Below are 26,389 nucleotides of genomic sequence, written 5' to 3' on the forward strand. Positions count from 1 at the left end.
CATGAGCGTTGTCACCAACACGACCACCATCGGCGCGATCGAAGCACCGAGCCGCCGCAACACCGAGCTCGGACTGCTCGCCTTCGCCGTCGTCATCCCGGTGTTCGCGTATCTGAACGTGGGGCTAGCCCTCGACGGCAAGGTACCGGCCGGGATGCTCGGCTACGGGTTCGGCGTCGCCCTGCTCGCCGGGATCGCGCATCTCGCGGTGCGCAAGTTCGCCCCGTACGCCGATCCGCTGCTGCTGCCGCTGGCCACCCTGCTCAACGGGCTCGGGCTGGTACTGATCTGGCGGCTGGACCAGTCGCCCCGGCTGATCCGCCGGGCGGAGGCGCTCTTCGGCTCCTACAGCCCGGACGCGCCCAAGCAGCTCATGTACTCGGCCATCGCCATCGCGCTGTTCGTCGCCGTACTGATGGTCCTCAAGGATCACCGCATCCTTCAGCGCTACACGTACATCTCGATGGCCGCGGCCCTGGTGCTGCTGATCCTGCCGATGTTCTTCCCCGCCGTGAACGGCGCCAAGATCTGGATCAGCATCGGCGGCTTCACCATCCAGCCCGGTGAGTTCGCGAAGATCATCATCGCGATCTTCTTCTCCGGCTATCTGATGGTGAAGCGCGACGCGCTGGCCCTGGCCAGCAGGCGCTTCATGGGGATGTATCTGCCCCGCGGCCGTGACCTGGGCCCCATCCTCGCCATCTGGGCGATGTCGATCCTGATCCTGGTCTTCGAGACCGACCTCGGCACCTCGCTGCTCTTCTTCGGTCTCTTCGTGATCATGCTGTACGTCGCCACCGAGCGGACGAGCTGGATCGTCTTCGGTCTGCTGATGTCGGTCGCGGGAGCGGTCGGCGTGGCCTCCTTCGAACCGCACGTCCAGTCCCGCGTCAACGCCTGGCTCGACCCCTTCGACTGCTACCAGACGGACCCCACCGGCGCCTGCCAGCAGATCGGCGACGCCCTGCTGTCCTTCGGCTCCGGCGGCACGCTCGGCACCGGACTCGGCCAGGGCAACTCCGACCTGATCGGCTTCGCCGCCAACGCCGACTTCATCCTCACCACGGTGGGCGAGGAGTTCGGACTGGCCGGCACGATGGCGTTCCTGCTGATCTACGGGCTGATCGTGGAGCGTGGCGTACGGACCGCCCTCGCCGCCCGTGACCCCTTCGGCAAGCTCCTCGCCATCGGTCTCTCCGGCGCCTTCGCCATCCAGGTCTTCGTCGTCGCGGGCGGGGTCATGGGCCTCATCCCGCTGACCGGTATGACCATGCCGTTCGTCGCGTACGGCGGCTCCTCCGTGCTCGCCAACTGGGCGCTGATCGGCATCCTGATCCGCATCAGCGACACCGCGCGCCGGCCCGCGCCGGCCCCCGCCCCGTCACCCGACGCCGAGATGACCCAGGTGGTCCGACCGTGAACAAGCCGCTGCGACGCATCGCGATCTTCTGCGGGCTTCTCGTGCTCGCCCTGCTGATCCGGGACAACTGGCTCCAGTACGTCCGCGCGGACGAGCTGAACTCGCACCGGTTCAACCGCCGTGTGCTCATCGAGCGCTACAGCAACGAGCGCGGCAACATCATCGTCGACGGCAAGGCCATCACCGGCTCCGTCAAGACGGACGACAGCGACTTCGCCTACAAGCGCACCTATGTCGACGGCCCCATGTGGGCCCCCGTCACCGGCTTCGCCTCGCAGGCGTTCGACGCCAACCAGATCGAGAAGCTTGAGGACGGCATACTCACCGGCAACGACGACCGGCTCTTCTTCGACCGCACCATGGCCATGTTCACGGGCAAGAAGAAGAAGGGCGGTGATGTCGTCACCACCCTCAGCGGCGCCGCCCAGAAGGCCGCCTACGACGGCCTCGGGGACGCCAAGGGCGCCGTGGCGGCCATCGACCCGCAGACGGGCAAGATCCTGGCGCTGGCCTCCACGCCCAGCTACGACCCGTCGAAGTTCGCGGGCAACAGCGACAAGGACACCGAGGCCTGGGTCGCCCTGGACAAGAAGAACAATCCCGACGACCCGATGCAGAACCGGGCGCTGCGCGAGACCTACCCGCCCGGCTCCACCTTCAAGGTGGTCACCGCCGCCGCCGCGCTGGAGCACGGCAAGGTCACGGACATAGACGAGCCGACCGACTCCCCGCTCCCCTGGATCATGCCGGGGACCACGACGCCGCTTGAGAACGAGGGCAACATCCCCTGCAAGGACGCCACCCTCCGGGAGGCGCTGCGTGTTTCCTGCAACAGCGTCTTCGGCAAGCTCGGCGCCGACATCGGCAAGGACAAGATGCTGGACACCGCGAAGAAGTTCGGATTCAACGCCGAGCAGTTCACCCCGGTCCGCTCCAACGCCTCGTTCTTCCCCGAGGAGATGAACGAGTCGCAGACCGCCCTCTCCTCCATCGGCCAGTTCGACACCCGCGCCACCCCGCTCCAGATGGCCATGGTCGCCGCCGCGGTCGCCAATGACGGCAAGCTGATGAAGCCGTACATGATCGACCAGCTGCGCGCCCCCAATCTGGACGTGCTCAGCAAGACCGAGCCCGAGGAGATGAGCCGCCCCCTCACCCAGGAGCACGCGCAGATGCTCCAGACCATGATGGAGACGGTCGTCAACGAGGGCACCGGAAAGAACGCCCAGATCCCGAACGTGACGGTCGGCGGCAAGACCGGTACCGCGCAGCACGGCGAGAACAACAGCAAGAACCCGTACGCGTGGTTCATCTCATACGCCAAGACGGACAGCGGCTCCCCCGTCGCCGTCGCGGTCGTCGTCGAGGACAGCAACGCCAGCCGGGACGACATCTCCGGCGGCGGTCTCGCGGCGCCCATCGCGAAGAACGTGATGAAGGCGGTCATCGACAGCAGGAAGTGACGCCGGTCACGGCTCACGTCCCGTAGACGCACTTTGCGATACCGGTCGTATATCAGGTCACCGCTATGGGTCAATCACATACGGCGTGCCCGGTAGCGTAGGCGCGAACAGCACACCGCCGGACCACACACCGGTGCGGTCGGGACTGACGGAGAGGGCTGGAACAGTTATGGAAGAGCCGCGTCGCCTCGGCGGCCGGTACGAGCTGGGCTCGGTGCTCGGCCGTGGTGGCATGGCGGAGGTCTACCTCGCGCATGACACCCGGCTCGGCCGCACCGTCGCCGTGAAGACGCTGCGGGCCGATCTCGCCCGCGACCCGTCCTTCCAGGCCCGGTTCCGCCGAGAGGCCCAGTCGGCCGCCTCGCTCAACCACCCGGCGATCGTCGCGGTCTACGACACCGGCGAGGACTATGTCGACGGGGTCTCCATCCCGTACATCGTGATGGAGTACGTCGACGGTTCGACCCTGCGCGAACTGCTGCACTCCGGACGGCGGCTGCTGCCCGAGCGCACGCTGGAGATGACCATCGGGATCCTCCAGGCGCTGGAGTACTCGCACCGCAACGGGATCGTCCACCGCGACATCAAGCCGGCCAACGTCATGCTGACGCGCACCGGCCAGGTCAAGGTGATGGACTTCGGTATCGCCCGCGCCATGGGCGACTCCGGTATGACGATGACCCAGACGTCCGCCGTCATCGGCACCGCCCAGTACCTCTCGCCCGAGCAGGCCAAGGGCGAACAGGTCGACGCGCGCTCCGACCTCTACTCGACCGGCTGTCTGCTCTACGAGCTGCTGACGGTCCGGCCGCCCTTCATCGGGGACTCCCCGGTCGCCGTCGCCTATCAGCACGTACGGGAAGAGCCGCAGACGCCCAGCGTCTTCGATCCCGAGATCACGCCCGAGATGGACGCGATCGTGCTCAAGGCCCTCGTCAAGGACCCGGACTACCGCTACCAGTCCGCCGACGAGATGCGCGCGGACATCGAGGCCTGCCTCGACGGGCAGCCCGTCGCCGCCACGGCCGCCATGGGCTCGGTGGGCTACGGCGGCGGTTACGGCGGCCATGACGGCCAGCAGACGACCGCGCTGCGCCAGAACGACCCGGCCGGCCAGACGACCATGCTGCCGCCCATGAGCCCGGACGAGGGCGGATACGGCGGCGGATACGACGACCGCCCGGACCGGCGCCGCCAGAAGAAATCGAACACCTCGACGATACTGCTGGTGGTGGCGGGCGTCCTGGTGCTGATCGGCGCGATACTGATCGGCAGGGCGTTCTTCAGCGGCAACGACGACACCACTCAGGTGCCGGTCCCGCAGCTCATCGGCAAGACGCTCCAGGAGGCCGAGACACTCGCGGACAACGCGAGCGTGAAGGTCGCCCAGTCCGGCTCCGAGCGGTGCGAGGTGCCCAAGGGCTCCATCTGCAGCCAGAACCCGGCGAACGGCAAGATGGACCAGGGCGAGACCATCCAGGTCGTCGTCTCGGCGGGCGCACCGCAGGTCAAGGTCCCCGACGTCACCCAGAAGGACGTCGAGAACGCGACCTCCATACTTGAGGACGACAACTTCAACGTCGAGACCGAGCAGGTCGAGTCGGACGAGGACCCCGGTACGGTCCTCGAACAGGACCCGGAGGGCGGCTCGAAGACCGAGAAGGGCGCCACGGTCACGCTGAAGATCGCCAAGACGACCCAGAACACCGTGGCTCCGGTGGTCGGCACGCAGTTCGACGCGGCGAAGCTCCAGCTCGAAGGCCTCGGCTTCGTCGTCGAGCGGAACGACGTGGACTCGACCCAGCCGGCGGGCACGGTCGTCAAGCAGGACCCGCAGGAGAACAGCAAGGCGGACAAGAGCTCCACGGTCACCCTGGATGTCTCCAAGGGCCCGCCGCAGCCGGAGCTCACCGCCGTGCCGGATCTGCGCTTCAAGACGATCGGCGAGGCCAAGCAGATCCTTCAGGGCGCCGGTCTGCAACTGGGCAATGTCCAGGGTCCGAACGACGACAACGCGCGGATCTTCGGCCAGGAACAGCAGGCGGGACAGCAGGTGCCCAAGAACACCCCGGTCAACGTCAACACGAACGGGCAGGGCAACAACAACGGAGGCGGCGACAACGGAGGCTTCTTCGGCGGCCCCTCCGGCGGATAGCCACAGGGGCGCAGAGCCCAGCAGAGAGCCCCGGCACCCGTTGGAGGGTGCCGGGGCTCTCTGCTGTCCCGGAGGGCCCGGGAGGGCCTGTCACGCCGCCGCACCGGAGTGCTGAGGCCGACTCTCAGCGCGTCGTTCGGCGCTGAGCGACGGTCAGCGCAGCTCCGGCGGGAGCGTCCGGTTCTTGTCCACCTTGTCCGTACGGACAAGCTCGGCCCAGACGATGTAGCGGTAGTCCGAGGTGTAGATGGGCGTGCAGGTCGTCAGCGTGAGATAGCGGCCCGGCTTGGTCTTCCCCGATTCCTTGGGGACGGGGCTGAGCACCTCCACGTTGTACTTGGAGGTCTTCGGCAGCTCCTTGTAGACCTTGTAGACGTACCAGGTGTCACGCGTCTCGAAGACGACCGGATCACCGGTCTTGATCTTGTGGATGTTGTGGAACCTCGCGCCATGGCCGTCCCTGTGCGCGGCCAGCGTGAAGTTGCCCTTCTTGTCCCAGGGGAGGGCGGACTTGACCGGTTCGGTGTAGTAGCCCGCGACACCGTCGTTCAGCAGCGAGGTGCCCGTGCCCTTCTTGACCAGGATCTCCCCGCCGCCCATCGACGGAACGTGGAGGAAGCCGATCCCGTCCTCGGAGTCGAACGCCCGGGGGCTGCCGCTCTCGGTGCCCTCCCGGGCCCAGTTGTGGCGTACGTCGTCGCCCTGGCGGGCGGCCTCCCGGTCGGCGAGGACATTCGTCCACCACAGCGAGTAGACGACGAAGAGGCCGAGCACGACCCCGGCGGTGATGAGCAGTTCGCCGCAGACGCTGACCACGGCCGCGAGAGGGCTACGGAACCGGCGGCGCGGAGCCGTGGCCGTGGCCGGGAGCCTGTCCGCCTCCGGGACGCCGTCCGACGCCTGCTCCCGGTCCGGCAGCGGCGGTCTTCCCGTCTGTTCCCCGTTGTCGGTACTCGCAGCCACCGCGCCCCGTCCCCGTCCCTGTTGCCCGGCCTTGTCTGTCCCTGTGGCGATCCCGGTCGGCCTCAGCCGACGAGAGCGTCGGGCTTGCCCTCGCTGCGTGGCCGTTCCTCCACCATCTTGCCCCACACGATCATCCGGTAGGTACTGGTGAATTCCGGGGTGCAGGTCGTCAGCGTGATGTAACGCCCAGGGCCCGTGAAACCGGAACCGGGCGGCACCGGACCGATCACGCTCACATTCGACGGTGCGGTCTGCGGCAGGATGCTGGTCATGTCGTACGTGTAATAGGCGTCCCGCGTCTCGACGATGATCTCGTCGCCGGGCTGGAGCTGGTTGATATAGCGGAACGGTTCGCCGTGGGTGTTGCGGTGACCCGCCACCGCGAAGTTGCCCTGCTTGTCGGAGGGCATCGCCGTCTTCAGGCTGCCCTCCGCGTAGTGCCCGACCATGCCGTGGTCGAGGACCTTCGCCTTGCTGATGCCCTCGGCGATCGGGACCACGACATCCAGCTTGGGGATGTGCATGATGGCGAACCCCTGCCCCGGCTCGAAGGCCCCGGGCTGCCGGTCCGTGGCAAAGCTCTCCTGGATCTTGCTGGTCTCCTTGCCGGCGTAGACATCGGCCCGGATGTTCGTCCACCAGAGCTGGTACGTGACGAACAGCAGCATCAGCACGCCGAAGGTGATGAACAGCTCACCGACCGCACGGCTGGCGACGACGGCCAGACTGTCCTTGGCGGCGCGCGCGGCCCGGCGTGCCTCGACCCGGGAGAGCGGCCGGGCGGATGTCGCCGCGCCGGAGCCCTGCTCGGGCCCCGCCCCGGCCCCGGACCCCGCCGGCACCGGTTCGGGGCGCTTACGGCCCCGACCGCCCTTCGCGGCGGCCTTACGGCGCTCCGCACGGCCGCCCGTAGGGAGTACGGGTTCCACCGACGGTTCCGCCTGTGGTTCCGCCTGCGGTGCCACCACCACCGGGATCACGGCCGTGGCGGCCTCATCCGCCCCGGGCCCCGGCTCGACCGCGCGACGCGTGTCCGCCGTACGGAGAGCGACCGTCTCGTCGTCCCGTACCGCACCGGGAGCGTCCCCGGGTATCGACGCCGACGCCGATGCCGACGGCGGTAGCGGAGGCGACGAGGGAGACGCGGCAGGGGCCGGAGCTGGGACCGGCGAAGGTGCGGGGGAGGGCGACGGCGCGGGGGACAGCGCGGGGGACGGCGGAGACAGTGGCCCGGAGGCCGTCCTGCCGTCCGTGTAGTGCGCGGGGGTGGCAGGGGTGCCGGACCACTCCCCGCCCGCTCCCGGGGCCCCCGACGGGGTCTCGGCCGCGTACTGGCGGTAGTAGTCGCCCGACCACTCCGACTCAGGATCGGCGGCGGCTTCCTCGGCGGGGACCCGCCGCGAGTGCCGCGGCCCCGGCGTCTGCCCCGCCGCCGGCTCGGGGGCACCGCCCTGCCCCGGTACGGACCCGGGCGCACCCCCCTGTCCCGGTACAGACGCGGTGGCGGCCCCCTGCCCCGGTACGGGCCCGGGTACGCCACCGTTCCCGGCGGTCCGGCTCGGGGCCTGCCCCCGCCGACGACGTCCTGACCCCGGCCCCGGCACCGGAGTCGACACCGGAGTCGGCGTCGGCTCCGGAGCCCGCTGTCCCGGAAGAGGATCGCTCAGCGGGTCCGCCAGTCCCTCCACCGCCGCCTCGAACGCGCCGGAGTCCTCGTACGCTCCCTGCTCGTACGAGCCTCCGTGACCGGCCTCGTGCTCAGGGCGGAGTGCGGTCACGCGAGCGCCTTGCCCACCACCGGCGCGAGACCCGCCGACCGGTCCACCGCCCCCGGATCACCGCATCGCGCCAGCCAGTTGGCCAGCATCAGATGGCCGTGCTCGGTGAGGACGGACTCCGGGTGGAACTGCACACCCTCGACGGGCAGTTCACGGTGGCGTACGCCCATGATGATCCCGTCCGCCGTCCGCGCCGTCACCTCCAGCTCGGCCGGCAGCTCCGACGGTTCCGCGGCGAGCGAGTGGTAGCGGGTCGCGGTGAACGGGGAAGGCAGCCCGGCGAACACGCCCTTGCCCTCGTGCGTGACGAGGGACGTCTTTCCGTGCAGCAGCTCGGGGGCCCTGTCCACGACACCGCCGTACGCCACGGCCATCGACTGCATCCCGAGGCAGACGCCGAAGACGGGCACTCCGGTCGCGGCGCAGTGGCGCACCATCTCGACACAGATACCGGCCTGTTCGGGGGTGCCGGGTCCCGGGGAGAGCAGAACGCCGTCGAAGCCGTCCTGGGCGTGGGAGGTGGTCACCTCGTCGTTCCGCAGCACCTCGCACTCGGCGCCGAGCTGGTACAGGTACTGCACGAGGTTGAAGACGAAGCTGTCGTAGTTGTCGACGACGAGAATCCGCGCGCTCATCCGGCCGCCCCCGATCCGTCGACCGTCACATCGTTGAAGGGCAGCAGCGGCTCCGCCCAGGGGAAGACGTACTGGAACAGCACATAGACGACCGCCAGCGCCAATACGAGCGAGATCGCCGCACGCAGCCACGCGTTGCCCGGCAGATGCCGCCAGATCCAGCCGTACATGCTGTCCCTTCCGTTCGCCGCCGCCCCGAGGCGGTACGGCACCAGACTAAAGGGCGGCAGGGACACATGGGCGGCGCATGAGGCAGGTGCACACAGGTTCGGGGTTGCTCTTGGTCACAGACCCCGGCCGCGGACGCCACACGCCCCGCCCCGCCCGCCCCGCCGGACCGAACCGTCCCCGAGGGGCTACTCGACCGGGTCCGCGTAGTGCAGATCCACCGTGCCCGTGTAGCCGGGCAGCGTCTCCTCGCCGTGCTCGTCGATCTTCCAGCCGAGTCCGTACGCCTTCACGTAGAGCTGGTAGTTCTGGATAGCCGGCGCGTCGGTGAGGGCCTTGCGGAGCCTGTCCTGGTCACCGATGGCGGTGATCTTGTACGGCGGGGAGTAGACACGGCCCTGGAGGATCAGCGTGTTGCCCACGCACCGCACCGCGCTGGTGGAGATCAGCCGCTGGTCCATCACGCGGATGCCCTCCGCGCCGCCCTGCCACAGAGCGTTGACGACGGCCTGGAGGTCCTGCTGATGGATGACGAGGTCATTGGGCTGGGGCTCGGGGTAGCCGGGGTTGGCCGTGGCGTTCGGCGGGGCGTCGTCGAGGGTGACGGTGAGGGCCCGGCCGGTGAGCTTCTCGGTGCCTGCGGCCTTCTCCAGCGCCCGCACCCTGGCGTTCCCGGCCTCGGTGGAACCGTCGTCACGGCCGACGAGCACATCGATCTCGCGCCGTACCGCCGCCGTGGTGTCGCCCAGTTCGGCGTTCTTGCGGTCGCGCTCGTGGATCAGGTCGGAGAGCTTCAACAGCGAGGCGTCCGTACGGATGTTGGTGCCCTTGGCCGTGTTGAAACTGGTGACGAAGATGAGCCCCGCGAGCGCGAAGACGGCAGCCGTGAGCAGCCGGACGGGCCGCCGTGCCGGACGGCGGACCGGCCCTGGGGGAGAGTCGGCAGAATTGCTCAACGTACCCTTATCTCCTTAGGCGCCGCGGAAGCACTACGCTAACGGACGCCCGGGGGCGGTGGTGTTCCCCCTGCTCTCCGCCCCGGCAGCCCGTTACAGTTCCCTGCGCGGTCACGCAGCGCATCGACAGGAGAGTCCCTCGTGCCGAAGTCACGTATCCGCAAGAAGGCCGACTTCACGCCGCCTCCGGCCGCGAAGCAGGCGACCGCCATAAGGCTGACCAACCGGAGCTGGGTGGCCCCGGTCATGCTGGCCATGTTCCTGATCGGGCTCGCCTGGATCGTGGTCTTCTATGTGACCGAGGGCGATCTCCCGCTGGAGAGCTTCGGAAACTGGAACATCGTGGTCGGGTTCGGCTTCATCGCCGCCGGCTTCGGTGTCTCGACCCAGTGGAAGTAGCGGGTCCACCACCCGGCCGTCAAGCTCTGCCCTGACTTATCCACAGCGTTGTCCACAGCAGGGGAAAAGGTCAGACGATCTGTGGATAACTCCACGGGCCGTTGACACCGGTGTGATCACATCGCCCATTCTGATGACGTGCTCACCCCTTGTCTCCGCTGGTCAAACCCACACCGGCGACAAGGGGTACGCATGTTCCCCACAGGATGCACAAGATTCGACACACACTGTGGACAACTGTGGAGTACGGGCAGTCCCCAAGGCGTCACGCTCGGAACACAGCGGTCCCTCGGCACCGGCGGCGGTCGCCTTCCGGAGGCCGCCGGGGCCCTTCCGAAGGCCGGGATCAGAGCGAGAGCACCACGGGCAGCGTGGCGGTCCTGACCACGACCATCACGACCGTCGCCACCAGCACCAGCGCACAGGTGCCGTACTGCACCAGCGCCCGGCGCTCACGGGGCGCGTGCACCATGGCGATGGCGATCACCGTGCCCGCCACCAGGCCGCCGAGATGCGCTTCCTTGGCGATATTGGGCCAGGTGAAGGTGAGCACCAGGTTCAGCACGAGCAGCGCGAAGACCGGTCGCATGTCGTACTTGAGCCGGCGCATCAGTACGGCGGTGGCGCCGAGCAGTCCGAAGATGGCGCCCGAGGCGCCGAGCGAGCCCTGGTTCGGCGCGACGACGAGATAGGTGAGGGCGCTTCCCGCGAGTCCGGAGAGCAGATAGAGCGCCAGAAAGCGGGCCCGGCCGAGCGCCGCCTCCAGCGGCCCGCCGAGCCACCACAGGCTCAGCATGTTGAAGGCGATGTGCCATACCTCTTGATGCAGGAAGACCGAGGTCAGCAAGCGGTACCACTGACCGTCCGCGACACCGACGAACTGGTCGGCCGCGGGATCGTAGACACTGCCCACGAGATCGAGGTCCTCGACGAGCCGGTACTGATCGCCCACGGCGAGCACGGCGACGAAGACCGCGACATTGAGACCCAGCAGAATCTTGGTGATCAGCCGGGGATCGGCCGCTATCGTGCCGCCGGCGAGCGTACGCGGCTGATGCGGCGCCGGACCGCGCCCGGAACCCGAGCCCTGCCTGACGCACTCCGGGCACTGGAACCCCACGGAGGCGTCGACCATGCACTCGGGACAGATGGGACGCTCGCAGCGGGTGCACCGTATACCCGTCTCCCGGCCCGGATGCCGGTAGCAGTCGGGCAGGCCCTCACTGACGGCGGGCTGATCCTGGCCTCCATGGCCGCCTGGCGGGTGGTCCATCGATCCCCTCGGTCCTCGTGACGGCGTACGGCGGGTCGGCGCGCGGTGCACAGCGCACCGCCCCGCCCGTCCGGTATGTAACCACTACGGACGGGCAGGGCGGGATGGTTCCCGGGAACCCGGGAACCGAGCAGTCCGTGAGCGGTCAGCGCGTCTCGACGACGACCGACTCGATCACCACGTCCTGCACCGGACGGTCGGTGCGCGGGTTGGTCTGGGTGCCGATGATGGAGTCCACGACCTTCTTGCCGGCCTCGGTGCTGACCTCGCCGAAGATGGTGTGCTTCCGGGTCAGCCAGGCGGTCGGCGCCACCGTGATGAAGAACTGCGAGCCGTTCGTCCCCGGGCCGGCGTTCGCCATGGCCAGCAGGTACGGCTTGTCGAAGGCCAGGTCCGGGTGGAACTCGTCCCCGAACTCATAGCCGGGGCCGCCGGTGCCGTTACCCAGCGGGTCCCCGCCCTGGATCATGAAACCGCTGATCACACGGTGGAAGACGGTGCCGTCGTACAGCCGGTCCGTGGTCTTCTTACCGGTCTCCGGGTGGGTCCACTCCCGCTCGCCCTGCGCGAGTTCGACGAAGTTCTTGACCGTCTTCGGCGCGTGGTTCGGCAGAAGCCGGATCTCGATGTCGCCGTGGTTGGTCTTCAGGGTGGCGTAAAGCTGCTCGGCCACGATCTGCCTTCCGTAAGTCTGCTCTGACTCTCACGATCCTCGCACGGAAGACACCTGGGATGCCCGGCCGCTGCCCTTGACGGGGGTTTGCGCCCGTCTTGGGGCGATTTCGGGGCCGGATGGAGGCACGATGGAGGAAGGCGCCATGGAAGACACGACGACAGTCCGGCGGAACCGCGGCAGACACGGCGGAACCGCGCCGGAAGCACGGCGCGCGGAAGGCCCGGCGGCGAAGTCACGCCGGGAAGGTCAGGCCGGGAAGGTCAGGCCGGGAAGGGTCAGGCCCGGAGGGGAACATGCCGAAGCCGCGCGTGGCTCGACCGCCCACACGTCTGGGGAATCGCACGCGCGTCGTCCTCCATGACCCGGATGCCCGCATCGCATGCCGAGACGGAGTCCAGCAGGCATGATCTCGAAAAGGGTGGATAGGCGAAATACGGAACGCCACCGAGGAGGATGATCCTGTGACCCGCATGGACAGCGTGCGCACCGCTACCGGTTCGGCGAAGGAGAGCGTGCAGCACGCCGCGGAAGCGGTGGCCCCCTATGCCGGTACGGCCAAGGAGCAGGCCGCTCTGTACGCACATGAGGCGCGCGTGAGGCTCGCCCCGACAATGACCAAGGCCGCTCAGCAGGCTCGTATTCAGTACGGCGCCCATGTGGCGCCCAGGGTGCCCCCAAAGGTCGATGTGGCGGCTCACCGTGCCGCCTTGCGCACTCGCCAGGCCGCCCGTCAGGCGGCGGACTACACGGTGCCGAAGGTCGGGCATGCGATGGCCACCGCGCAGCCGGTCGCGGAGCAGGCCGCGGCGCGTTCGGCGGCAGCCCTGGCCGCTCTGCGCGGACAGATCACGGCGAAGGACATCCAGAAGCTGGTGAGGAAGCATGAGCGGCGGGCCAGGGCCGGACGGCTGGCCAAGGGCCTGGCGGCTCTCGGTGTGCTGGCCGGTGGCGCCTTCGCCGCGTGGAAGTGGTGGGACAAGCAGGCGAACCCGGACTGGCTGGTGGAACCTCCCGCCGCTACCGAGGTCTCGGAGCGCGGCCCGCTGACGTCCGTCGACGGCAGCCATGTGGTCGATCCGCTCGATCCCGAGGTACAGGCGAAGGCTCGCCAGGCGGAGGAGGAGGCACGTCGCCGGGGCGACCGTCCCTGATCACGCCGTGCCTGATGACGCTGCCCTTGATGACGTTGCGCCTGATGACGCTGCGGGTCCATGCGCTGTTCGGGTCTGCCGGGTCTGACGGGTCTGACGGTTCTGCCGTGCCTGGCGGGTCTGCCGTGTCCGGCGCGCACCGCGTGTACGCGGAAACTCGGCCCGGTCACGCGGCGACGAGTGCCGCGTCCGCGGCATGGGCGTTCGCACGGGCCGCTTCGGAGTCGACCGCGCCCGTCGTGTCCGCGGGCAGCTGGCGGACCGACGGCGACGACCCGTGCGCCTCGGCGTTGATCCGCTGCTTGATCGTGGGCGGCAGCGACCGGTCGCGTGACGGCGCGGCCGGCCTGGGTACGGTTGCCCGTACGGGTGCCGCCTCACCCTGCTCGACGGACTGCGCGGCGACCGGCGCCGGCACGGGCTGCTCGACCGGCTGCTGTACGGCGCTGCCGGCAGCGGCGGCGGGGCTGGTCAGCCCCAGGGAGGCGAGCACCGCGAAGAAGGCGGTGATGAAGACGGTCCACAGTTTCTTGACCTTGAAGGCGGCCATGACCCCTCGCTTTCGGGTTGGGCGATCTACATACCTTCCTCATGATGTGTACGCATCTCGAAAATCCACGGAGCGACGCCGTTCTCGCGCAGCTCTTCGGATGAACACCACTCGTACGGTCCAACCGCGTCCCCTGACACCCCCGCGAAAGCACGACCGCGACCACCACGGCGGAACAGCGGAAAGTCCGTCCCGACCTGCGTCAACAGGCCGGGACGCCCCCAGGCCGTCAAACCCGGGCACGCGGATACGGGACGTTCGGTCACGCCGGATCGCGCCCGCTCGGCCAATCCGGCTGGTGTCCCTGGCGCGACCGCCGCTGAAAGCGCCGCGTAAGGCAGGTCCGGTCGGCTCCGAGCGGCGCGTCGGCGGCCTACTCGCCGGCCTCGGCACCGAGGCGGCAGCGTGACCGCGACAACCGCGACGACACAGATGCGCATCGCGGCCCTGCGGCCCGAACACGCCGAGCAGGTCCTGACGATCTATCAGCTCGGCATCGACGAGGGGAACGCCACGTTCGAGACCGCCGCGCCCACCTGGGCGGAATTCGACGCCGCCAAGCTTCCGGAGCACCGGCTGGTCGCCCTCGGCGACCGCGGGCGGGTGCTCGGCTGGACCGCCGTGGCGCCGGTCTCCGACCGGCGCGCGTACTCCGGGGTGGTCGAGCACTCCGTCTATGTCCACCCCGGCGCCCGCGGCCACGGGGTGGGCGCGGCGCTGCTGGACGCTCTGCTCGCCTCCACCGACGCCGCCGGCGTCTGGACCGTCCAGTCCGGCATCTTCCCGGAGAACACCGCCAGCCTCGCCCTGCACCGCCGCGCCGGGTTCCGTGTCATCGGCACCCGTGAGCGCGTCAGCCGCCACCACGGCCGGTGGCGCGACGTCGTCCTCCTCGAACGCCGCAGCCCCACCGTGCACTGACCCGGCGGTGGGAGATCAGCGGGGCCCGGCCGCCGTGGCCGGCGCGGCAGCGGTGAGGAGGAGGTCCTCGTAGGTGTGGTGGCGGCGGGTGGCGGTGCGGTGGTGCAGCAGACCGGCCGCGCGGGCGTGCTCGCCCGCGTCGACGAGGGCACGGGCGAGGGTGTCCTGGATGATCTCCCGCTCCACCCGCACTCCGCCGATCCGCTCCGCCTTCTCGCCCAGACCGCTCAGCAGGTCCACCGCCGCACGGGGGCGGCCCGCGGTGACCTCCGCCAGCGCCTGGACCACGGGGGCCAGGACTTCGCGGTAGTCGGGGCGTTCGTCGGCGGCGGCCCGGCGGGCCAGGATGTGCAGGTCCTCGGTCGCGGCCTCCACGGCCAGGGCCAGGGCGAGGTTGAAGGTGTGGAAGATCTCCGCCATCCCGCCCGGCGCCGCGAGCAGTTCCCGTACATGCTCCGGATCGCTTTGACCGGCCGGTGTCTGCCCGGCCAGCAGCAGACGCCAGTTCGTCGCGGCCCGCATGCCGACATCCGTACGCGCCAGCGCCGCGTCCGCGCGCCGGCGCGCGTCCGGGAAGTCGCCACAGGCGATCGACTGCAGCGCGGCGTGCCAGTTCAGATGCCGTAACTGCACCGCCTGCGGGTCGACCGCGAGCCACCGGTCCAGGAATTCGACGGACGCGTGGCCGGTGCCCAGCTCATGCTCGGCGTGCGCGAGGGCGTGCGCGGCCGAACCCGAGCGGGGATACAGGGCCAAGGCCCGTCCCGCCAGTTCGTGCGCCTCCCGTACCCGGCCCTGTTCCGCCCTGGTCGAGGCCAGCCAGCTCAGCCAGGGCCAGCTCTCCGGGCCGGCCAGCGCGGCCTGCCGCTCCACCAGAGCATCGCCGTGCGCGCGGTAGGCGGCGTCCCCACAGGCGGAGAAAGCTCCCACCATGAGCCCGGCCGGCTCATCGGCGGGCCACCGGGCGAAGTGCGCCACCAGATGATCGGCCGTCAGCCGGTACTGCCGGTGCGTATGGAGGAACACCCCGTACACCAGGCTCGCCTGCCGCTCACCGACGGCCCGCGCGTCCCGGTGCGCGAACGTCACCCGCGCCCCGCGGAAGCGGGTCGCCGGGCCGTTGCGCAGGCAGCGCGGCACTGCCGAGTAGGCGGTGACCCGGCGGGGCCGGTGGGCCGTTTCCTCCGGAGGGATGTGGCAAGAGGCTGTCGGCGGGTGGCTGCAAGCTGCCACCCGCGCCGCTTCAACCGGGCACCTGCGGCTGGCAGGGTTCCTAAGGGTTCGACTTCACGCCTGTCCGAACGGCCGAGGTCTCTTGGGGGAGCCCGATGACAACGCGCGACATCAGCGATCCGCACCATGACGCCCGCGGCGCGGGCGGGGCTTCGGCGATGACGGACCATGGTGTGGCAACGGTCGCGATCACCGCCCTGGCCGAGGGAGACTCACCGCGGCTGGGAGGCCTGGACATGGCACACGTCCGGTTGCTCGCCGAGCGCTTGGACGTACTGCCGCCCGTTCTGATCCACAGGGCGACCATGCGGGTGGTCGACGGTCGGCACCGTGTGGCCGCGGCACGGTCACACGGCCTGGAGCATGTCCCCGTGCGGTGGTTCGAGGGATCCGACGACGAGGCCTTCGTGGCCGCCGTACGCCTCAACGCCTCGCACGGACTGCCCCTGGCCGGACACGAGCGCGCCGCCGCCGTACAACGCATCCTCGCCTCACATCAGGAGCGGTCCGACCGGTGGATAGCGTCGGTGTGCGGCGTCGCGCCGCGAACCGTCGCCGCGCTGCGCGCGCGGACGGCCCCCGAGGGGACGACCGCGGCCGGCTTCCGCATCGGCCGGGACGGACGGCGCCGTCCGCTCTCGGCCCGGGCGGGGCGGGAGCGGGCCCAGGAGATCATGGTGCGCGAGCCGCAGGCGAGCCTGCGGGCCGTCGCCCGCCGGGCGGGCATCTCCGTGGGGACGGCACTGGATGTACGCCGCAGGCTCGCGGCGGAGCCGAAGGACGCTCCGGCCGCGGCGTCGGCCGACATCCTGCGGCCCCGGTTGGAGCAGCTGCTGCGGGATCCGTCCCTCCGGTACAACGATCAGGGCCGGACACTGCTGCGCCTGGCGACCTCGACTCTGGCGTTCATGGAACGGCCTGACTCGATCGCGCAGGCGGCCGCGAGCCACTCTCGGGAGTCGCTTCAACTGGTGGCCCGTGCCTGTGCGGAGGGCTGGCAGCGCTTTGGGGCGCAGGTCGCCGACGGGAATCCCGGGCAGGACGCTCCGGGGATCGCTGTGTGACGGGCCTCGCCCCGTGCCTGTGGACGTTCACGATCGTCCGTGCCCAGCACCGCGCCGCCGGAGCCCGAAAGCGGGCTCCGGCGGCGCGGTGCTTGAGGCGGTCGGTGTTCGCGGACTCGGACGAACGGTCCGCCGAATGGCCGGACGGGCAGCTCAGGCGCACGTCCGATTCGTGTAGGAGGCGACGTGGGTCGAGATGCCTTCCGAGAACTCGTAGCGTCCGCTGGAGTTACGAACGACGGTGATGTCGAGCTTGGTCCCGTCGTATGTCTCCACCTTGCCGTCGCCGGTCTGATCGCGGAGTTTGTCGCCCGCCTTGGCGAACGTGAGCTTCCCGACGATGCCGTCGGCCTCCAGTCCGCGGGCGCGCTGCCAGTTGTAGGTGGCCGCTTCCGTGGTGGTGCCGAAGACCCCGTCGACCTCGGAGTTGAGCAGGTAACCGTCGGCGTACAGGACCTTCTGCCACAGGCAGGTGGCGTTGGAGTACGTGCCGGGGTACCCCCTGGCCAGGGTGCCTTCGTCGTCCCAGTCGTCCGCGAAGGCCCCGGATCCCGAGATGTAGCCGTCGTTGATGTTGGCCGAGGCGGGCGTGGTCACGGCGACGTTGAGCCCGAGGGCCATGAGGGAGGCCAGAGCCACGGGCACGGTCCCGCGCAGGACGTGCCGAGGACGGGTGAAAAACATAGAGCTCTCCAGATGAATAGAGGGAAGGGCGAGAGGCTGCTCGCGGAAGGGCAGGCCGGCGGTGATGCCTCGGCCGGCCGGCGTCACTAGGAGTCTGCTCCCGTACGGGCGGAGAGGCGCCGGTCGCACGAGGCAGGAGCTTGCAGGGCAGTGGCAAGATCCTGCCAACCTCCTGCCGGTCCGGACGTACTTGGACGACTCCGACAACGCGGCGAGGTGCCGTGCCAGGCGTTCCGGGCCCACGAAGATCCGCCGGACAGGGCCTGGCCCGGGTCGGCAGGCACGCATGTGGCGACGTGCCACAGCAGTCCGACCGTGTTCAGTCCGCCGGTTTCCCGATATCCGGCCCTTGCCTATGTTTGGCCCCGCCAATCAGGGCCTTGGGCCCGTACGAATCCATCGACCGAGGAGATCGGCATGCTCAGGAGAGCTCTGCACTCTCTACTCGCCACTGTCATGCTCATGACGGGAATCATCGTGGGTGTCGGCGCCACCGCCGGCACCGCGCACGCGGTCGCGTGCCGGACATGGTCCAACCTGCCCCTCCAGCCGGGCGAGTCGAACGAGGACGTCAGACAGCTTCAGATCCGCGTCGCGGGCTGGGTGACCTCCGGCGAACGCCTGTCGTACGACGGCGTCTACGGGGCACGCACGGAGGCGGCCGTCCGCAGATTCCAGGAGGCCTACAACCTGGCCGCGGACGGAGTCGCCGGCACCCAGACGATCACCAAGATCAACCAGCTGTCGGACAGCGACTGCACCCCCATCCACTTCGCCTACTCCGAGCTCAACCGGTGCAACACCACCTGGGCGGGCGGAGCCGTCACCGCGGCCACCGCCAAGAGCAACGCGCTGAGGACCATGTGGAAGCTGGAGGCCATCCGGCACAAGCTGGGCGACAATCCCATCACCGTCAGCAGCGGATTCCGCTCCGACGCCTGCCAGCCGCCGGACAGCGAGCCCACCAGCCGCCACCGTTACGGTGACGCCGCGGACCTCACGGCCGGCACCGTCGCCGCTCGCTGCGCCTTCGCGGTGAAGGGCAAGACCTCCGGTTTCTCGGAGATCCTCGGCCAGGGATACGAGGGTCACAACGACCACACCCACCTGGCCCACGACCCGTCGCCGTACTGGAGTGCCCCGGGCTGTGCGTCCTACGGCTTCTGACCGCTCCCGTTCACGTTCCTGTTCTCGTTCCCGTTCCCGGTGAACCTGCGGGGCCCGGTGTCGCGCTGCCGGCGCCGGGCCCCGTCCCTACCCGTCGCCCGGTCCCGTCGTCCCGTCCGTCCCACCGCGTACGCCCGGACCGGGCATCGCCGCGTACGGGCTCCGGCGCGGCGAACAGCCCTCGAACAGCCCTCGTGGAAAGGCACTGCGCCCATGCTGTCTCCCAACAGGCGGCGGTTCCTCCGCACCGGCGCCGCCGCCCTGGTCTCCACCGGTCTCGCCGGCTGCGGCGCGGACGGGCCGTCGGCCGACTCGGACGCGCTCACGGTCCTCGTTCCCGAAGACGGTGCCACCGCCGTCCTCGAAGCAGCCGCCGAGCGCTTCGGGAGGTCCGCCGCGGCGAAGTCCTCCGGCACCTCCGTGAAACTCCGCCGGATACCGGCCGACGCCTACGAGGCCGAACTGCGTGCCTCGCTGGGCAGCGCCGAGGGCCCCGATCTCCTCTTCCACTGGGGCAGCGGAGCCATCCGTACCGCGGCGGAGGAGTACCAGTTGACCGACCTGTACGACATCATGCTGGACAACCCGGAGCTCGGGCCGAGCTTCCTTCCCTCGGCCCTGACGGGCAGTTACGTCAACGAGCGTCCGTTCGGCGTCCCTGTGCGCGGCACCCGGCCCGTGCTGCTCTTCTACAACAAGGCGCTCTTCGCCGGTCTCGGCCTGCGTCCGCCGTCCGCCTGGAGCACGCTCCGGCTGGTGGCCTCCCGTATCACGAGGGCGGGCATCACGCCGTTCGCACTGGGCGGCTCGGACACCTGGACGGAGGTGATGTGGCTGGCGTACCTGGTGGAACGCCTCGGCGGCCCCGACGTCTTCCGCCGGATCCAGGCGGGCGACCACACCCGCTGGGGCGACCCCGTGGTCCTGCGGGCCGCGCAGGAGGTGACGTCCCTGGCCGACGCCGGGGCCTTCGGCGATGACTTCGCCACCGTCTCCTACACCGAGGGAACGGCCACCGCCCGGTTCGCCCGGGGGCGGGCGGCCATGCACCTGATGGACTCACGCGAGCACGCCGCCCTCGTCGAACGGTTCCCCGAGTTCGCCGGACGGCATCTGGGCTGGTTCCCGTTCCCGGCCGTCGAGGACGGCAGAGGCGACCCGAAGAACCTGGTCGGCACTCCGGCCGGTTATCTCTCGGTCAGCGACCTCACCGGCCGCAGCGGTGAGGCCCACCGTGGTGGAGCCCACCGCGGTGGAGCCCACCGCGGTGGAGCCCACCGTGGTGGAGCCCTCGACTTCCTGAAGAGCTTCTCGGCCCCGGATCACACCGACGCCCTTCTGAAGGCCGGCGAAGTTCCCGTCACGGCTGACGCCGCGCGACGACTCGGGGCGTCGCCCCACCCCGAGTTCACCCGCTTCCAGTACGAACTGGTCCGTGCGGCACCGGCGTTCGGCCTGAACTGGGAACAGGCCGTCCACCCGTCCTGGCGCACGGCCCTGCGGAGCGAGGTCGGAGACCTCTTCGCGGGGCGGTCCACGCCCAAGCAGTTCACCCGGAACCTGCGCGAGCACCGGATACCGGCCACGCGGCCCCGGTGACGTCCGGGCCGGTCCGTCGGCCAAGGGGGCGGGGATCCGTCGCTCAGCGCTCAGCGCTCAGGGGTCAGGGGTCAGGGGTCAGCGGTCAGCGGTCAGGGGCAGGGGCTCGTTCAGAGGCGGGCGCACTTGACGCGTGCGCCGGTCTCGATGCTGTACCAGCCCCACGACATCTTCCCGCGCGTCTCGGGACCGTACTCACAGGGCCCCCGCCGCAGCGAACGCCCTTGCGCTCTTCAGCCTTTTCGACATGGTCATGTCTTCTCCAGTGAGTCGGTACGACGGTGTCGGACCGCCGGCCCGTGCACCGGAGTCCCGTCGGATGAGGAGACTCCGGTGCACGGCCGGGCGGTGGCAAGTGATCAGCTCAGGCTGTACTGACGGCAGCCCAGGAAGTGGTCCGGCACGTCCCTCGACCAGGTGGCGTGCCTGATGTTCGCGGCGGTGTACGGCCCGTACACCCCGTCCGCGGTCACCCCCGCACCGCGCTGGGCCTTCGCCACGGCAGCCTTCGTCAGCGCTCCGTACACGCCGTCCACCTCCAGGCCGGCGGAATAGCACCGGTTGAGTGTGCGCTGCAGGGCCGCCACGGCCGGTCCGGTGCTGCCCACGGGAAGGAGACAGTCCACCTCACCGGCTCCACCGGAGTTGACGGGCATCCTGAGGTAGTACGACGGGTAGACGATGTTGCCGGCCTTGGTGCAGGTGTAGAGCGCGGCGGAGGCGCTCGGCGCGACGGCGACTCCCGTTCCGAGAAGAGCTGTGACCAGGGCTCCTGTGGCGGCGAATGCTCTGAGACGCCTCTTTTTCCGCATGGCGGTCCTTTCCGGTGTCGGATCCCGCGGAGTTCCGCGGGTGAGCCGGGGGCAGAGTGCTTCCGCCTTCTTGGGCGTGTCAAAGGTGTCCAAACGAGGCGGCCCCCCGACTCCGGGTCGCACGGTGGGTGGGGCGGTGGCTGGGGCGGGACGCGTCGGCCGACGGGGTCGACCGCTGCCGGTCGGACGGTCGGACGGCCGGACGGACGGGTTCGACCGCTGCCGGTCAACGCTTGAACGCCGGTGGCCGAGAGACCTGGTCGCCGGAGAGCCCGGTGCCACGAGCGGATCGCGAACGCCCGCTGCGGTCACGGCCGTTGAACACCTTCCGGCCCGCGGCCGGTCGATGCCACCCTCCCGACCGGAACGGCAGCGGCCGAGCTGCCACTCCACTCCTGAGTCCGGAAACAGGGTGCCGCCGCTGCCGCCGCACGTGACCGTCTCGTACGGACACGTGCCCGCCGCGGCACCGGACCCGCGACTTCCGGATCAACCGTCCACAGACGCGCGCACCTTCATGACGCCTACGGCCGGCCACGGATGTGCGCAGGAAAGGATCGACGAATGCGACCCAATGCCATGTCGAGAGCTCTCGTCACCGCCACCGCGGTTCTCGGACTCACCGCCGGAGGCCTGGGTGGTGAGAGCTTCGCGGCGACCGTACCCATCGCGCGGCAGCAGCAGTCGACAGCCTCGGAGATCGCCCCGCTCGCCGTGGTGAACCTCGGGCTGACCACCGCGGAGGCCAAGAAGGTGCAGTGCTTCCTCGAATACGGCTGGGACTACAACGGCGCCATCGACGGAGCGTTGGGCACGGAGAGCTGGAAGGCGATGCAGCGGTACCTCACGCGCTGGGGATACGAGGGCGAGATCGACGGCATCGTCGGTCCGGGCACGGTGATGGCGCTGCAGCGAGTGCTGGCGAGGGCATGGGACTACACCGGCCCGATCGACGGAATCCCCGGAGCCGGGACCAAGGCCGCGTTCAAGCGTTTCGCCGAGACCGCGGACGTCTACTGCTGAGCCAGCGGCTGCCCCGGCACCCCGAGGCCGGTCCTTCGCAGGAAGCGGCGGGCAGGATGCTGCCGCGCGACTGGCAGGAGGCTGCCTGGGACAAGCGCGTCCGGCGGCCTTGCCGCATGCCAGACTCCGTGTTGCTGCTGCGGCAAGGCTGGTCCACCGGGGCACAGCGTGGCCGGAGCGAGAAGCCGTTCGGACGACGAGGGGGACGTTGTGAGGATGATCGCTGGAGCGGCGCGCAGAGCGCTCGCGGGAGCGGCCGTCGCCGCGCTGGCCATGACCGGGGTGTCCTTGGCGCTGGGGCAGGCCGGCGGACCGGCCGGGGTGAGCGTTGTCGCTGACAGCCCGCCGTTGGGAGACGACTGCAAGGGCCCGGCGAACGGCTGGCAGGGTGACGGAGGCGGGCCGTCGAGGGAGTGCTCCGAGTAACTGGACCGAAGTCCTCGCTGACCGGCGGCGGCCGACAGGCCGTCGCCGGTTCCATGAGCGGACCTCAAGCGTGGGGCGGTACGGCCCGGAGGGGCGGTGGCGCTTCGCGGACCGGCGTCAGATCCAGCCGCGTTCGCGTGCGAGGAGGGCGGCGTGCGCCCGGTTCCCCGCACCCAGCATCTGCATCAGGGCGGAGATATGACGCCGGTAGGTACGCAGAGCCATCCCGCTGGCACGGGCTCCGGCCTCGTCCGTACCGACCGAGCACATGGACACGAGCACTTTCCGCTGGGTCTCCGAGAGTTCCGCGCCCGCGGGCTCGGCGGGACCGGTCAGGGAGCTGAACTCGTCGGCGGAGTCCCAGAGACGTTCGAAATGCCGGATGATGGTGGTGACGAGCCCCGTCTCCCGGGCGCACAGCGCGCCCTTCGACGTGTCCTTGGGATCGATCGGCACCAGCGCCGTGTGCTGGTCGTACACCAGCATCAGTTCGGTCAGCTCGCCCGACACCCGGATCCGAGCGCCGGCCGCGGCGAGCTCGGTGAGATACGCGGCGGTCGGCGGGTCCTCCAGTGCGGCGGGCCGTACCAGATTGCGGATGATGACGCCGCGTCGCAGGCATCGCATGTCCAGGGGCCGTGCGTGCTCGATGTTCTCGACGCTGAGCGCGTCATAGGGCTCGGCGGAGAGCACTTCGGTGCGGGCGAAGAAGGAGAGTTCGTCGAGGCGGGTGCGGATCTCCTTCAGATCGGAGATCCGTTCAACCGTGGGTACGGTCTCCGGAGCCGCCGTGACGGGCATGTCGCGCGTCAGGGCATCGATGATCGGCCCGAGATGGGTGAGGACGCGTATCTCCCCGTAAAGATCCTCCAGGCGCTGGTCCGCGAGCCTGGCGACGACGAGTTGCGGCTCACCGGCCCACGCCGCGCCGCCGTCCTCCCTGATGATCTGTAACGCGCGCAGACGGTCCACTGCCGCCCGCACGGTGTCCACGCTGTGCCGCAACAGGATGTGAACGTCGTCCAGTTGAGCGCCGGGATTGCGCAGCAGGTGCCGGTAGACGTGCTCCTCGGCGGCGGACAGCCCGAGGACCCTCATTTCACGCGCTTCCACCAGCACCACTCCATGGTCATGTCATGGGAGGGAGGAACCCCCATGCTGCTGCCGCAGCGTTCAAGACATCTTGACCTTCCGCAAAAGAAGTCGCCAGCTTTTGCGGCGACAGCGCGGCGGCCGCCCGTCGCCCCGCGTACCGACCCGGCCCCGGATCGCCTCCGCGGTCCCCTCACCGAGCATCACCGCGTCGGCACGTCAGTACGGAAAATGGGGACAAAAAGACCCCCTCGACTGCGTTTCCGCAGGTCAGAGGGGGTAAAAGAAGTGGAGCCTAGGGGAGTCGAACCCCTGACATCTGCCATGCAAAGACAGCGCTCTACCAACTGAGCTAAGGCCCCGGGACGGGTCGGGTACGGACGAGCGGTGGCGCGTGGCTCGTCCAGCACCGGGACCAGAGTACCGGGTGTTCCCCGGGATCCCGCAAAAGGATTGGGACTCCCCGTGCGCGACCACGCTCCGTAAGATGCCCCACGAGGTTCGCAGCAGCGAAGCCGCTGCGATGGGGAAGCGATGGGGAGACGCACATGGACGCCGCACAGCAGGAAACGACCGCGAGAGCCAGAGAACTCCAGAGAAGCTGGTACGGAGAGCCACTGGGGGCGCTCTTCCGCCGGCTCATCGACGATCTTGGCCTGAACCAGGCCAGGCTCGCCGCCGTCCTCGGGCTGTCCGCGCCGATGCTCTCCCAGTTGATGAGCGGTCAACGCGCGAAGATCGGCAATCCGGCGGTGGTCCAACGCGTCCAGGCATTGCAGGATCTGGCCGGTCAGGTCGCGGACGGAAGCGTCAGCGCGGGGGAGGCCACCGACCGGATGGAAGAGATCAAGAAGTCGCAGGGCGGCTCGGTCCTCACCGGTACCAGCCAGACGACGAACAGCTCGGGCGCGCCGACCGTGCGCCGGGTGGTCCGCGAGATCCAGTCCCTGCTGCGGTCGGTCGCGGCGGCCGGCGACATCATAGACGCGGCGGACTCCCTCGCCCCGACCCAGCCCGAACTGGCAGAGTTCCTCAGGGTCTACGGCGCCGGGCGCACCGCCGAGGCGGTCGCCCACTACGAGGCACATCAGAGCTAGAACCGGAGCGGGGCCGGGGGCGGCGGGCCGCCGGACGAGACGACTGGGAGCGAGCGCGGCGCAATGGGTGAGGTCTTCGCGGGGCGGTACGAGCTGATCGACCCGGTCGGACGCGGTGGTGTCGGCGCCGTCTGGCGTGCCTGGGACCACCGGCGCCGGCGCTATGTGGCGGCGAAGGTCCTCCAGCAGAGCGACGCGCACACCCTTCTGCGCTTCGTCCGGGAACAGGCGCTCAGAATCGATCATCCCCATGTCCTCGCCCCGGCGAGCTGGGCCGCCGACGACGACAAGGTGCTGTTCACCATGGATCTGGTGAGCGGCGGATCGCTGGCGCATCTCATCGGCGACTACGGACCGCTGCCGCCCCGCTTCGTCTGCACCCTGCTCGACCAACTGCTGTCCGGGCTGGCCGCGGTGCACGCGGAGGGGGTCGTGCATCGCGACATCAAGCCGGCCAACGTCCTGCTGGAAGCGACCGGTACGGCCCGGCCGCATCTGCGGCTCTCCGACTTCGGCATCTCCATGCGCAAGGGAGAGCCGCGCCTGACGGAGACCAACTATGTGGTCGGCACGCCCGGTTACTTCGCTCCTGAGCAGTTGACGGGCGCCGAGCCCGATTTCCCCGCCGATCTCTTCGCCGTCGGTCTCGTCGCGCTCTATCTGCTGCAAGGACAGAAGCCGGACTCCAAGGCCCTGGTCGAGCTCTTCCTGGCCCATGGGACCCCGGGGGCGCCCCAGGGCATCCCCGAGCCGCTGTGGCAGGTCCTGGCCGGCCTGCTCCAGCCCGACCCGCACGCGCGGTTCCGTACGGCCACGGGGGCGCGCAAGGCGCTGACGTCGGCCGTGGAACTGCTGCCCGAGCCGGACATCGACGACGAACTGGTCGAGGTCTTCGACCAGATCGGACCGCTCCCCTCCGCGTTCGGCCCCGACGGGCCTGTCATGGAGCCTCCGCCGCTCGTCCTGCCGGAGGCCCGGCGGCCGGCGGCTCCCCACACGGACCCCCAGTCCGGTCCCCAGTCCGGCCCGCACACAGGCCCGCACGCCGCCGATCCGTACACCGACCCCCGTGCGGCCCATCGGACCGGCGGGCAGGCGTCCGTACAGCGGTCGCCCTCGCTCCCTCCTCCCTCCACGCCCGTCACTCCGACCCCCACCTCCATGTCGGAGACCGGCAGCTTCCATCTCCCCCCACCGCCCGACCGCAGCCAGGAACTGCCCCAGGAACAGCCACAGCGGCAGCCACCGGCTCAGCCGCGGCCGCCCGAGCCGCGGCAGCAGGCTCCCGCGCCCCCGTACCCGCAACCGCAGCACCCGGCGCAGCCGCCCACTCCCCCCACCTCCATGCCGGCGCATCAGGTCTCCCCCCTTCACCCGGCGCCGCCCGACCTCTCTCAGGCTCGGACGGCGGCGGTCTGGCACGAACAAGCTCACACTCGTCCATACACCGCTCAGAGCCCGCAGGTTCCACTTCAGCCGCAGCCAGTTCCGCACGAGCACGCGGCAGTGCGCGCTCCGGCCCACCATGCCCCCAGGAAACGGCCGGGACCGCCCCCGAAGGTGACGGTCCCGGTACTGCTGGTGGCGCTGGCCTGCTTCGCCGTCGGCTTCTGGGCGCTGACCCAGATCCAGATCTGACCGGCGGCCGTTCTTCTCACCGCCGAGTTTCCCGCCGCCGGGTTTC

Annotated in this window: 25 protein-coding genes and 1 tRNA gene; 13 read left to right on the top strand and 13 right to left on the bottom strand. The window is 69.8% G+C overall.

What is annotated here, in order from left to right:
- Position 1: 1 nt before the first annotated feature.
- From OG214_RS19530 to pknB, 3 genes are all read left to right on the top strand, one after another.
- Positions 2-1,420: an FtsW/RodA/SpoVE family cell cycle protein gene (locus OG214_RS19530; protein ID WP_363078988.1), complete on the top strand. Its 1,419-nt coding sequence runs from the start codon at positions 2-4 to the stop codon at positions 1,418-1,420.
- On the top strand, positions 1,417-2,883 hold the full coding sequence (locus OG214_RS19535) for a penicillin-binding protein 2 (RefSeq protein ID WP_363078987.1): 1,467 nt from the start codon (positions 1,417-1,419) through the stop codon (positions 2,881-2,883). The genes OG214_RS19530 and OG214_RS19535 overlap by 4 nt, the downstream gene beginning before the upstream one ends.
- Before the next feature lie 169 nt (positions 2,884-3,052).
- Positions 3,053-5,038 (top strand): Stk1 family PASTA domain-containing Ser/Thr kinase, encoded by a 1,986-nt coding sequence (gene pknB, locus OG214_RS19540; protein ID WP_405985465.1) that lies wholly within the window; start codon positions 3,053-3,055, stop codon positions 5,036-5,038.
- Positions 5,039-5,191: 153 nt separating this feature from the next.
- Here the strand turns inward: pknB and OG214_RS19545 are convergent, their stop codons facing one another.
- The 5 genes from OG214_RS19545 to OG214_RS19565 form a co-directional block, all read right to left on the bottom strand.
- On the bottom strand, positions 5,192-6,001 hold the full coding sequence (locus OG214_RS19545) for a class E sortase (protein ID WP_405985466.1): 810 nt from the start codon (positions 5,999-6,001) through the stop codon (positions 5,192-5,194).
- 62 nt (positions 6,002-6,063) lie between these two features.
- Complete coding sequence (locus tag OG214_RS19550; RefSeq protein WP_405985467.1) at positions 6,064-7,779, bottom strand: class E sortase; 1,716 nt, start codon at positions 7,777-7,779, stop codon at positions 6,064-6,066.
- A complete protein-coding gene (locus OG214_RS19555; RefSeq protein ID WP_363078983.1) occupies positions 7,776-8,414 on the bottom strand; it encodes an aminodeoxychorismate/anthranilate synthase component II in 639 nt (212 codons plus the stop codon). The genes OG214_RS19550 and OG214_RS19555 overlap by 4 nt, the downstream gene beginning before the upstream one ends.
- A complete protein-coding gene (locus OG214_RS19560) occupies positions 8,411-8,584 on the bottom strand; it encodes a hypothetical protein (RefSeq protein WP_093605146.1) in 174 nt (57 codons plus the stop codon). Before OG214_RS19560 ends, OG214_RS19555 begins: the two co-directional genes overlap by 4 nt.
- 186 nt (positions 8,585-8,770) lie before the next feature.
- Positions 8,771-9,538 carry a DUF881 domain-containing protein gene (locus OG214_RS19565; protein ID WP_363078982.1) on the bottom strand — a complete coding sequence of 256 codons (768 nt, stop codon included), beginning with the start codon at positions 9,536-9,538 and terminating at the stop codon, positions 8,771-8,773.
- A 141-nt stretch (positions 9,539-9,679) separates the two neighbouring features.
- On the opposite strand from OG214_RS19565, the gene crgA reads away from it, so the two are divergent.
- Complete coding sequence (gene crgA / locus OG214_RS19570) at positions 9,680-9,937, top strand: cell division protein CrgA (protein WP_363078981.1); 258 nt, start codon at positions 9,680-9,682, stop codon at positions 9,935-9,937.
- 346 nt (positions 9,938-10,283) lie between these two features.
- Here the strand turns inward: crgA and OG214_RS19575 are convergent, their stop codons facing one another.
- Positions 10,284-11,210 carry a rhomboid family intramembrane serine protease gene (locus OG214_RS19575; protein ID WP_363078980.1) on the bottom strand — a complete coding sequence of 309 codons (927 nt, stop codon included), beginning with the start codon at positions 11,208-11,210 and terminating at the stop codon, positions 10,284-10,286.
- Between the two features lie 145 nt (positions 11,211-11,355).
- Positions 11,356-11,883 carry a peptidylprolyl isomerase gene (locus tag OG214_RS19580; RefSeq protein WP_363078979.1) on the bottom strand — a complete coding sequence of 176 codons (528 nt, stop codon included), beginning with the start codon at positions 11,881-11,883 and terminating at the stop codon, positions 11,356-11,358.
- A 464-nt stretch (positions 11,884-12,347) separates the two neighbouring features.
- On the opposite strand from OG214_RS19580, the gene OG214_RS19585 reads away from it, so the two are divergent.
- Positions 12,348-13,037 carry a DUF5324 family protein gene (locus OG214_RS19585; protein WP_405985468.1) on the top strand — a complete coding sequence of 230 codons (690 nt, stop codon included), beginning with the start codon at positions 12,348-12,350 and terminating at the stop codon, positions 13,035-13,037.
- 166 nt (positions 13,038-13,203) lie between these two features.
- On the opposite strand, the gene OG214_RS19590 is transcribed toward OG214_RS19585, so the two are convergent.
- Positions 13,204-13,587, bottom strand: coding sequence for a DUF6344 domain-containing protein (locus OG214_RS19590; protein ID WP_405985469.1), 384 nt, complete (start codon positions 13,585-13,587; stop codon positions 13,204-13,206).
- Positions 13,588-14,019: 432 nt separating this feature from the next.
- On the opposite strand from OG214_RS19590, the gene OG214_RS19595 reads away from it, so the two are divergent.
- The gene (locus OG214_RS19595) at positions 14,020-14,508 is read left to right on the top strand and encodes a GNAT family N-acetyltransferase (RefSeq protein WP_405987551.1); all 489 of its coding nucleotides are present in this window, start codon (positions 14,020-14,022) and stop codon (positions 14,506-14,508) included.
- A gap of 15 nt (positions 14,509-14,523) precedes the next feature.
- Here the strand turns inward: OG214_RS19595 and OG214_RS19600 are convergent, their stop codons facing one another.
- A complete protein-coding gene (locus tag OG214_RS19600) occupies positions 14,524-15,597 on the bottom strand; it encodes a hypothetical protein (protein ID WP_405985470.1) in 1,074 nt (357 codons plus the stop codon).
- Between the two features lie 239 nt (positions 15,598-15,836).
- Between OG214_RS19600 and OG214_RS19605 the strand changes: the two genes are divergently transcribed.
- The gene (locus OG214_RS19605; RefSeq protein WP_405985471.1) at positions 15,837-16,805 is read left to right on the top strand and encodes a ParB N-terminal domain-containing protein; all 969 of its coding nucleotides are present in this window, start codon (positions 15,837-15,839) and stop codon (positions 16,803-16,805) included.
- A 153-nt stretch (positions 16,806-16,958) separates the two neighbouring features.
- On the opposite strand, the gene OG214_RS19610 is transcribed toward OG214_RS19605, so the two are convergent.
- Positions 16,959-17,444: a peptidoglycan-binding protein gene (locus OG214_RS19610; protein WP_405985472.1), complete on the bottom strand. Its 486-nt coding sequence runs from the start codon at positions 17,442-17,444 to the stop codon at positions 16,959-16,961.
- Positions 17,445-17,906: 462 nt separating this feature from the next.
- Here OG214_RS19610 and OG214_RS19615 point away from each other — a divergent pair, with 462 nt between their 5' ends.
- Both OG214_RS19615 and OG214_RS19620 read left to right on the top strand, forming a co-directional pair.
- The gene (locus tag OG214_RS19615; RefSeq protein WP_405985473.1) at positions 17,907-18,656 is read left to right on the top strand and encodes a D-Ala-D-Ala carboxypeptidase family metallohydrolase; all 750 of its coding nucleotides are present in this window, start codon (positions 17,907-17,909) and stop codon (positions 18,654-18,656) included.
- A 213-nt stretch (positions 18,657-18,869) separates the two neighbouring features.
- Entirely contained in the window at positions 18,870-20,255 is a 1,386-nt protein-coding gene (locus OG214_RS19620) for an ABC transporter substrate-binding protein (protein WP_405985474.1), read from the top strand.
- Positions 20,256-20,614: 359 nt separating this feature from the next.
- Here OG214_RS19620 and OG214_RS19625 read toward each other — a convergent pair whose 3' ends face one another.
- Positions 20,615-21,067 (bottom strand): peptidoglycan-binding protein, encoded by a 453-nt coding sequence (locus OG214_RS19625; protein ID WP_405985475.1) that lies wholly within the window; start codon positions 21,065-21,067, stop codon positions 20,615-20,617.
- Between the two features lie 564 nt (positions 21,068-21,631).
- Between OG214_RS19625 and OG214_RS19630 the strand changes: the two genes are divergently transcribed.
- Positions 21,632-22,090, top strand: coding sequence for a peptidoglycan-binding domain-containing protein (locus tag OG214_RS19630; RefSeq protein WP_405985476.1), 459 nt, complete (start codon positions 21,632-21,634; stop codon positions 22,088-22,090).
- Positions 22,091-22,306: 216 nt separating this feature from the next.
- Positions 22,307-22,516: a hypothetical protein gene (locus OG214_RS19635; protein ID WP_383035795.1), complete on the top strand. Its 210-nt coding sequence runs from the start codon at positions 22,307-22,309 to the stop codon at positions 22,514-22,516.
- Positions 22,517-22,633: 117 nt separating this feature from the next.
- Here the strand turns inward: OG214_RS19635 and OG214_RS19640 are convergent, their stop codons facing one another.
- Both OG214_RS19640 and OG214_RS19645 read right to left on the bottom strand, forming a co-directional pair.
- Entirely contained in the window at positions 22,634-23,629 is a 996-nt protein-coding gene (locus OG214_RS19640; RefSeq protein WP_405985477.1) for a helix-turn-helix transcriptional regulator, read from the bottom strand.
- Between the two features lie 268 nt (positions 23,630-23,897).
- Positions 23,898-23,970 (bottom strand) — tRNA-Ala (locus OG214_RS19645).
- A gap of 186 nt (positions 23,971-24,156) precedes the next feature.
- Between OG214_RS19645 and OG214_RS19650 the strand changes: the two genes are divergently transcribed.
- Both OG214_RS19650 and OG214_RS19655 read left to right on the top strand, forming a co-directional pair.
- Positions 24,157-24,705, top strand: a complete 549-nt coding sequence (locus OG214_RS19650) for a DNA-binding protein (RefSeq protein WP_066955535.1) — start codon at positions 24,157-24,159, stop codon at positions 24,703-24,705.
- 63 nt (positions 24,706-24,768) lie between these two features.
- Entirely contained in the window at positions 24,769-26,343 is a 1,575-nt protein-coding gene (locus OG214_RS19655) for a serine/threonine-protein kinase (protein ID WP_405985478.1), read from the top strand.
- Positions 26,344-26,389: the final 46 nt, after the last annotated feature.

This window comes from Streptomyces sp. NBC_00872 (assembly GCF_045161915.1).
Classification (GTDB): Bacteria; Actinomycetota; Actinomycetes; order Streptomycetales; family Streptomycetaceae; genus Streptomyces.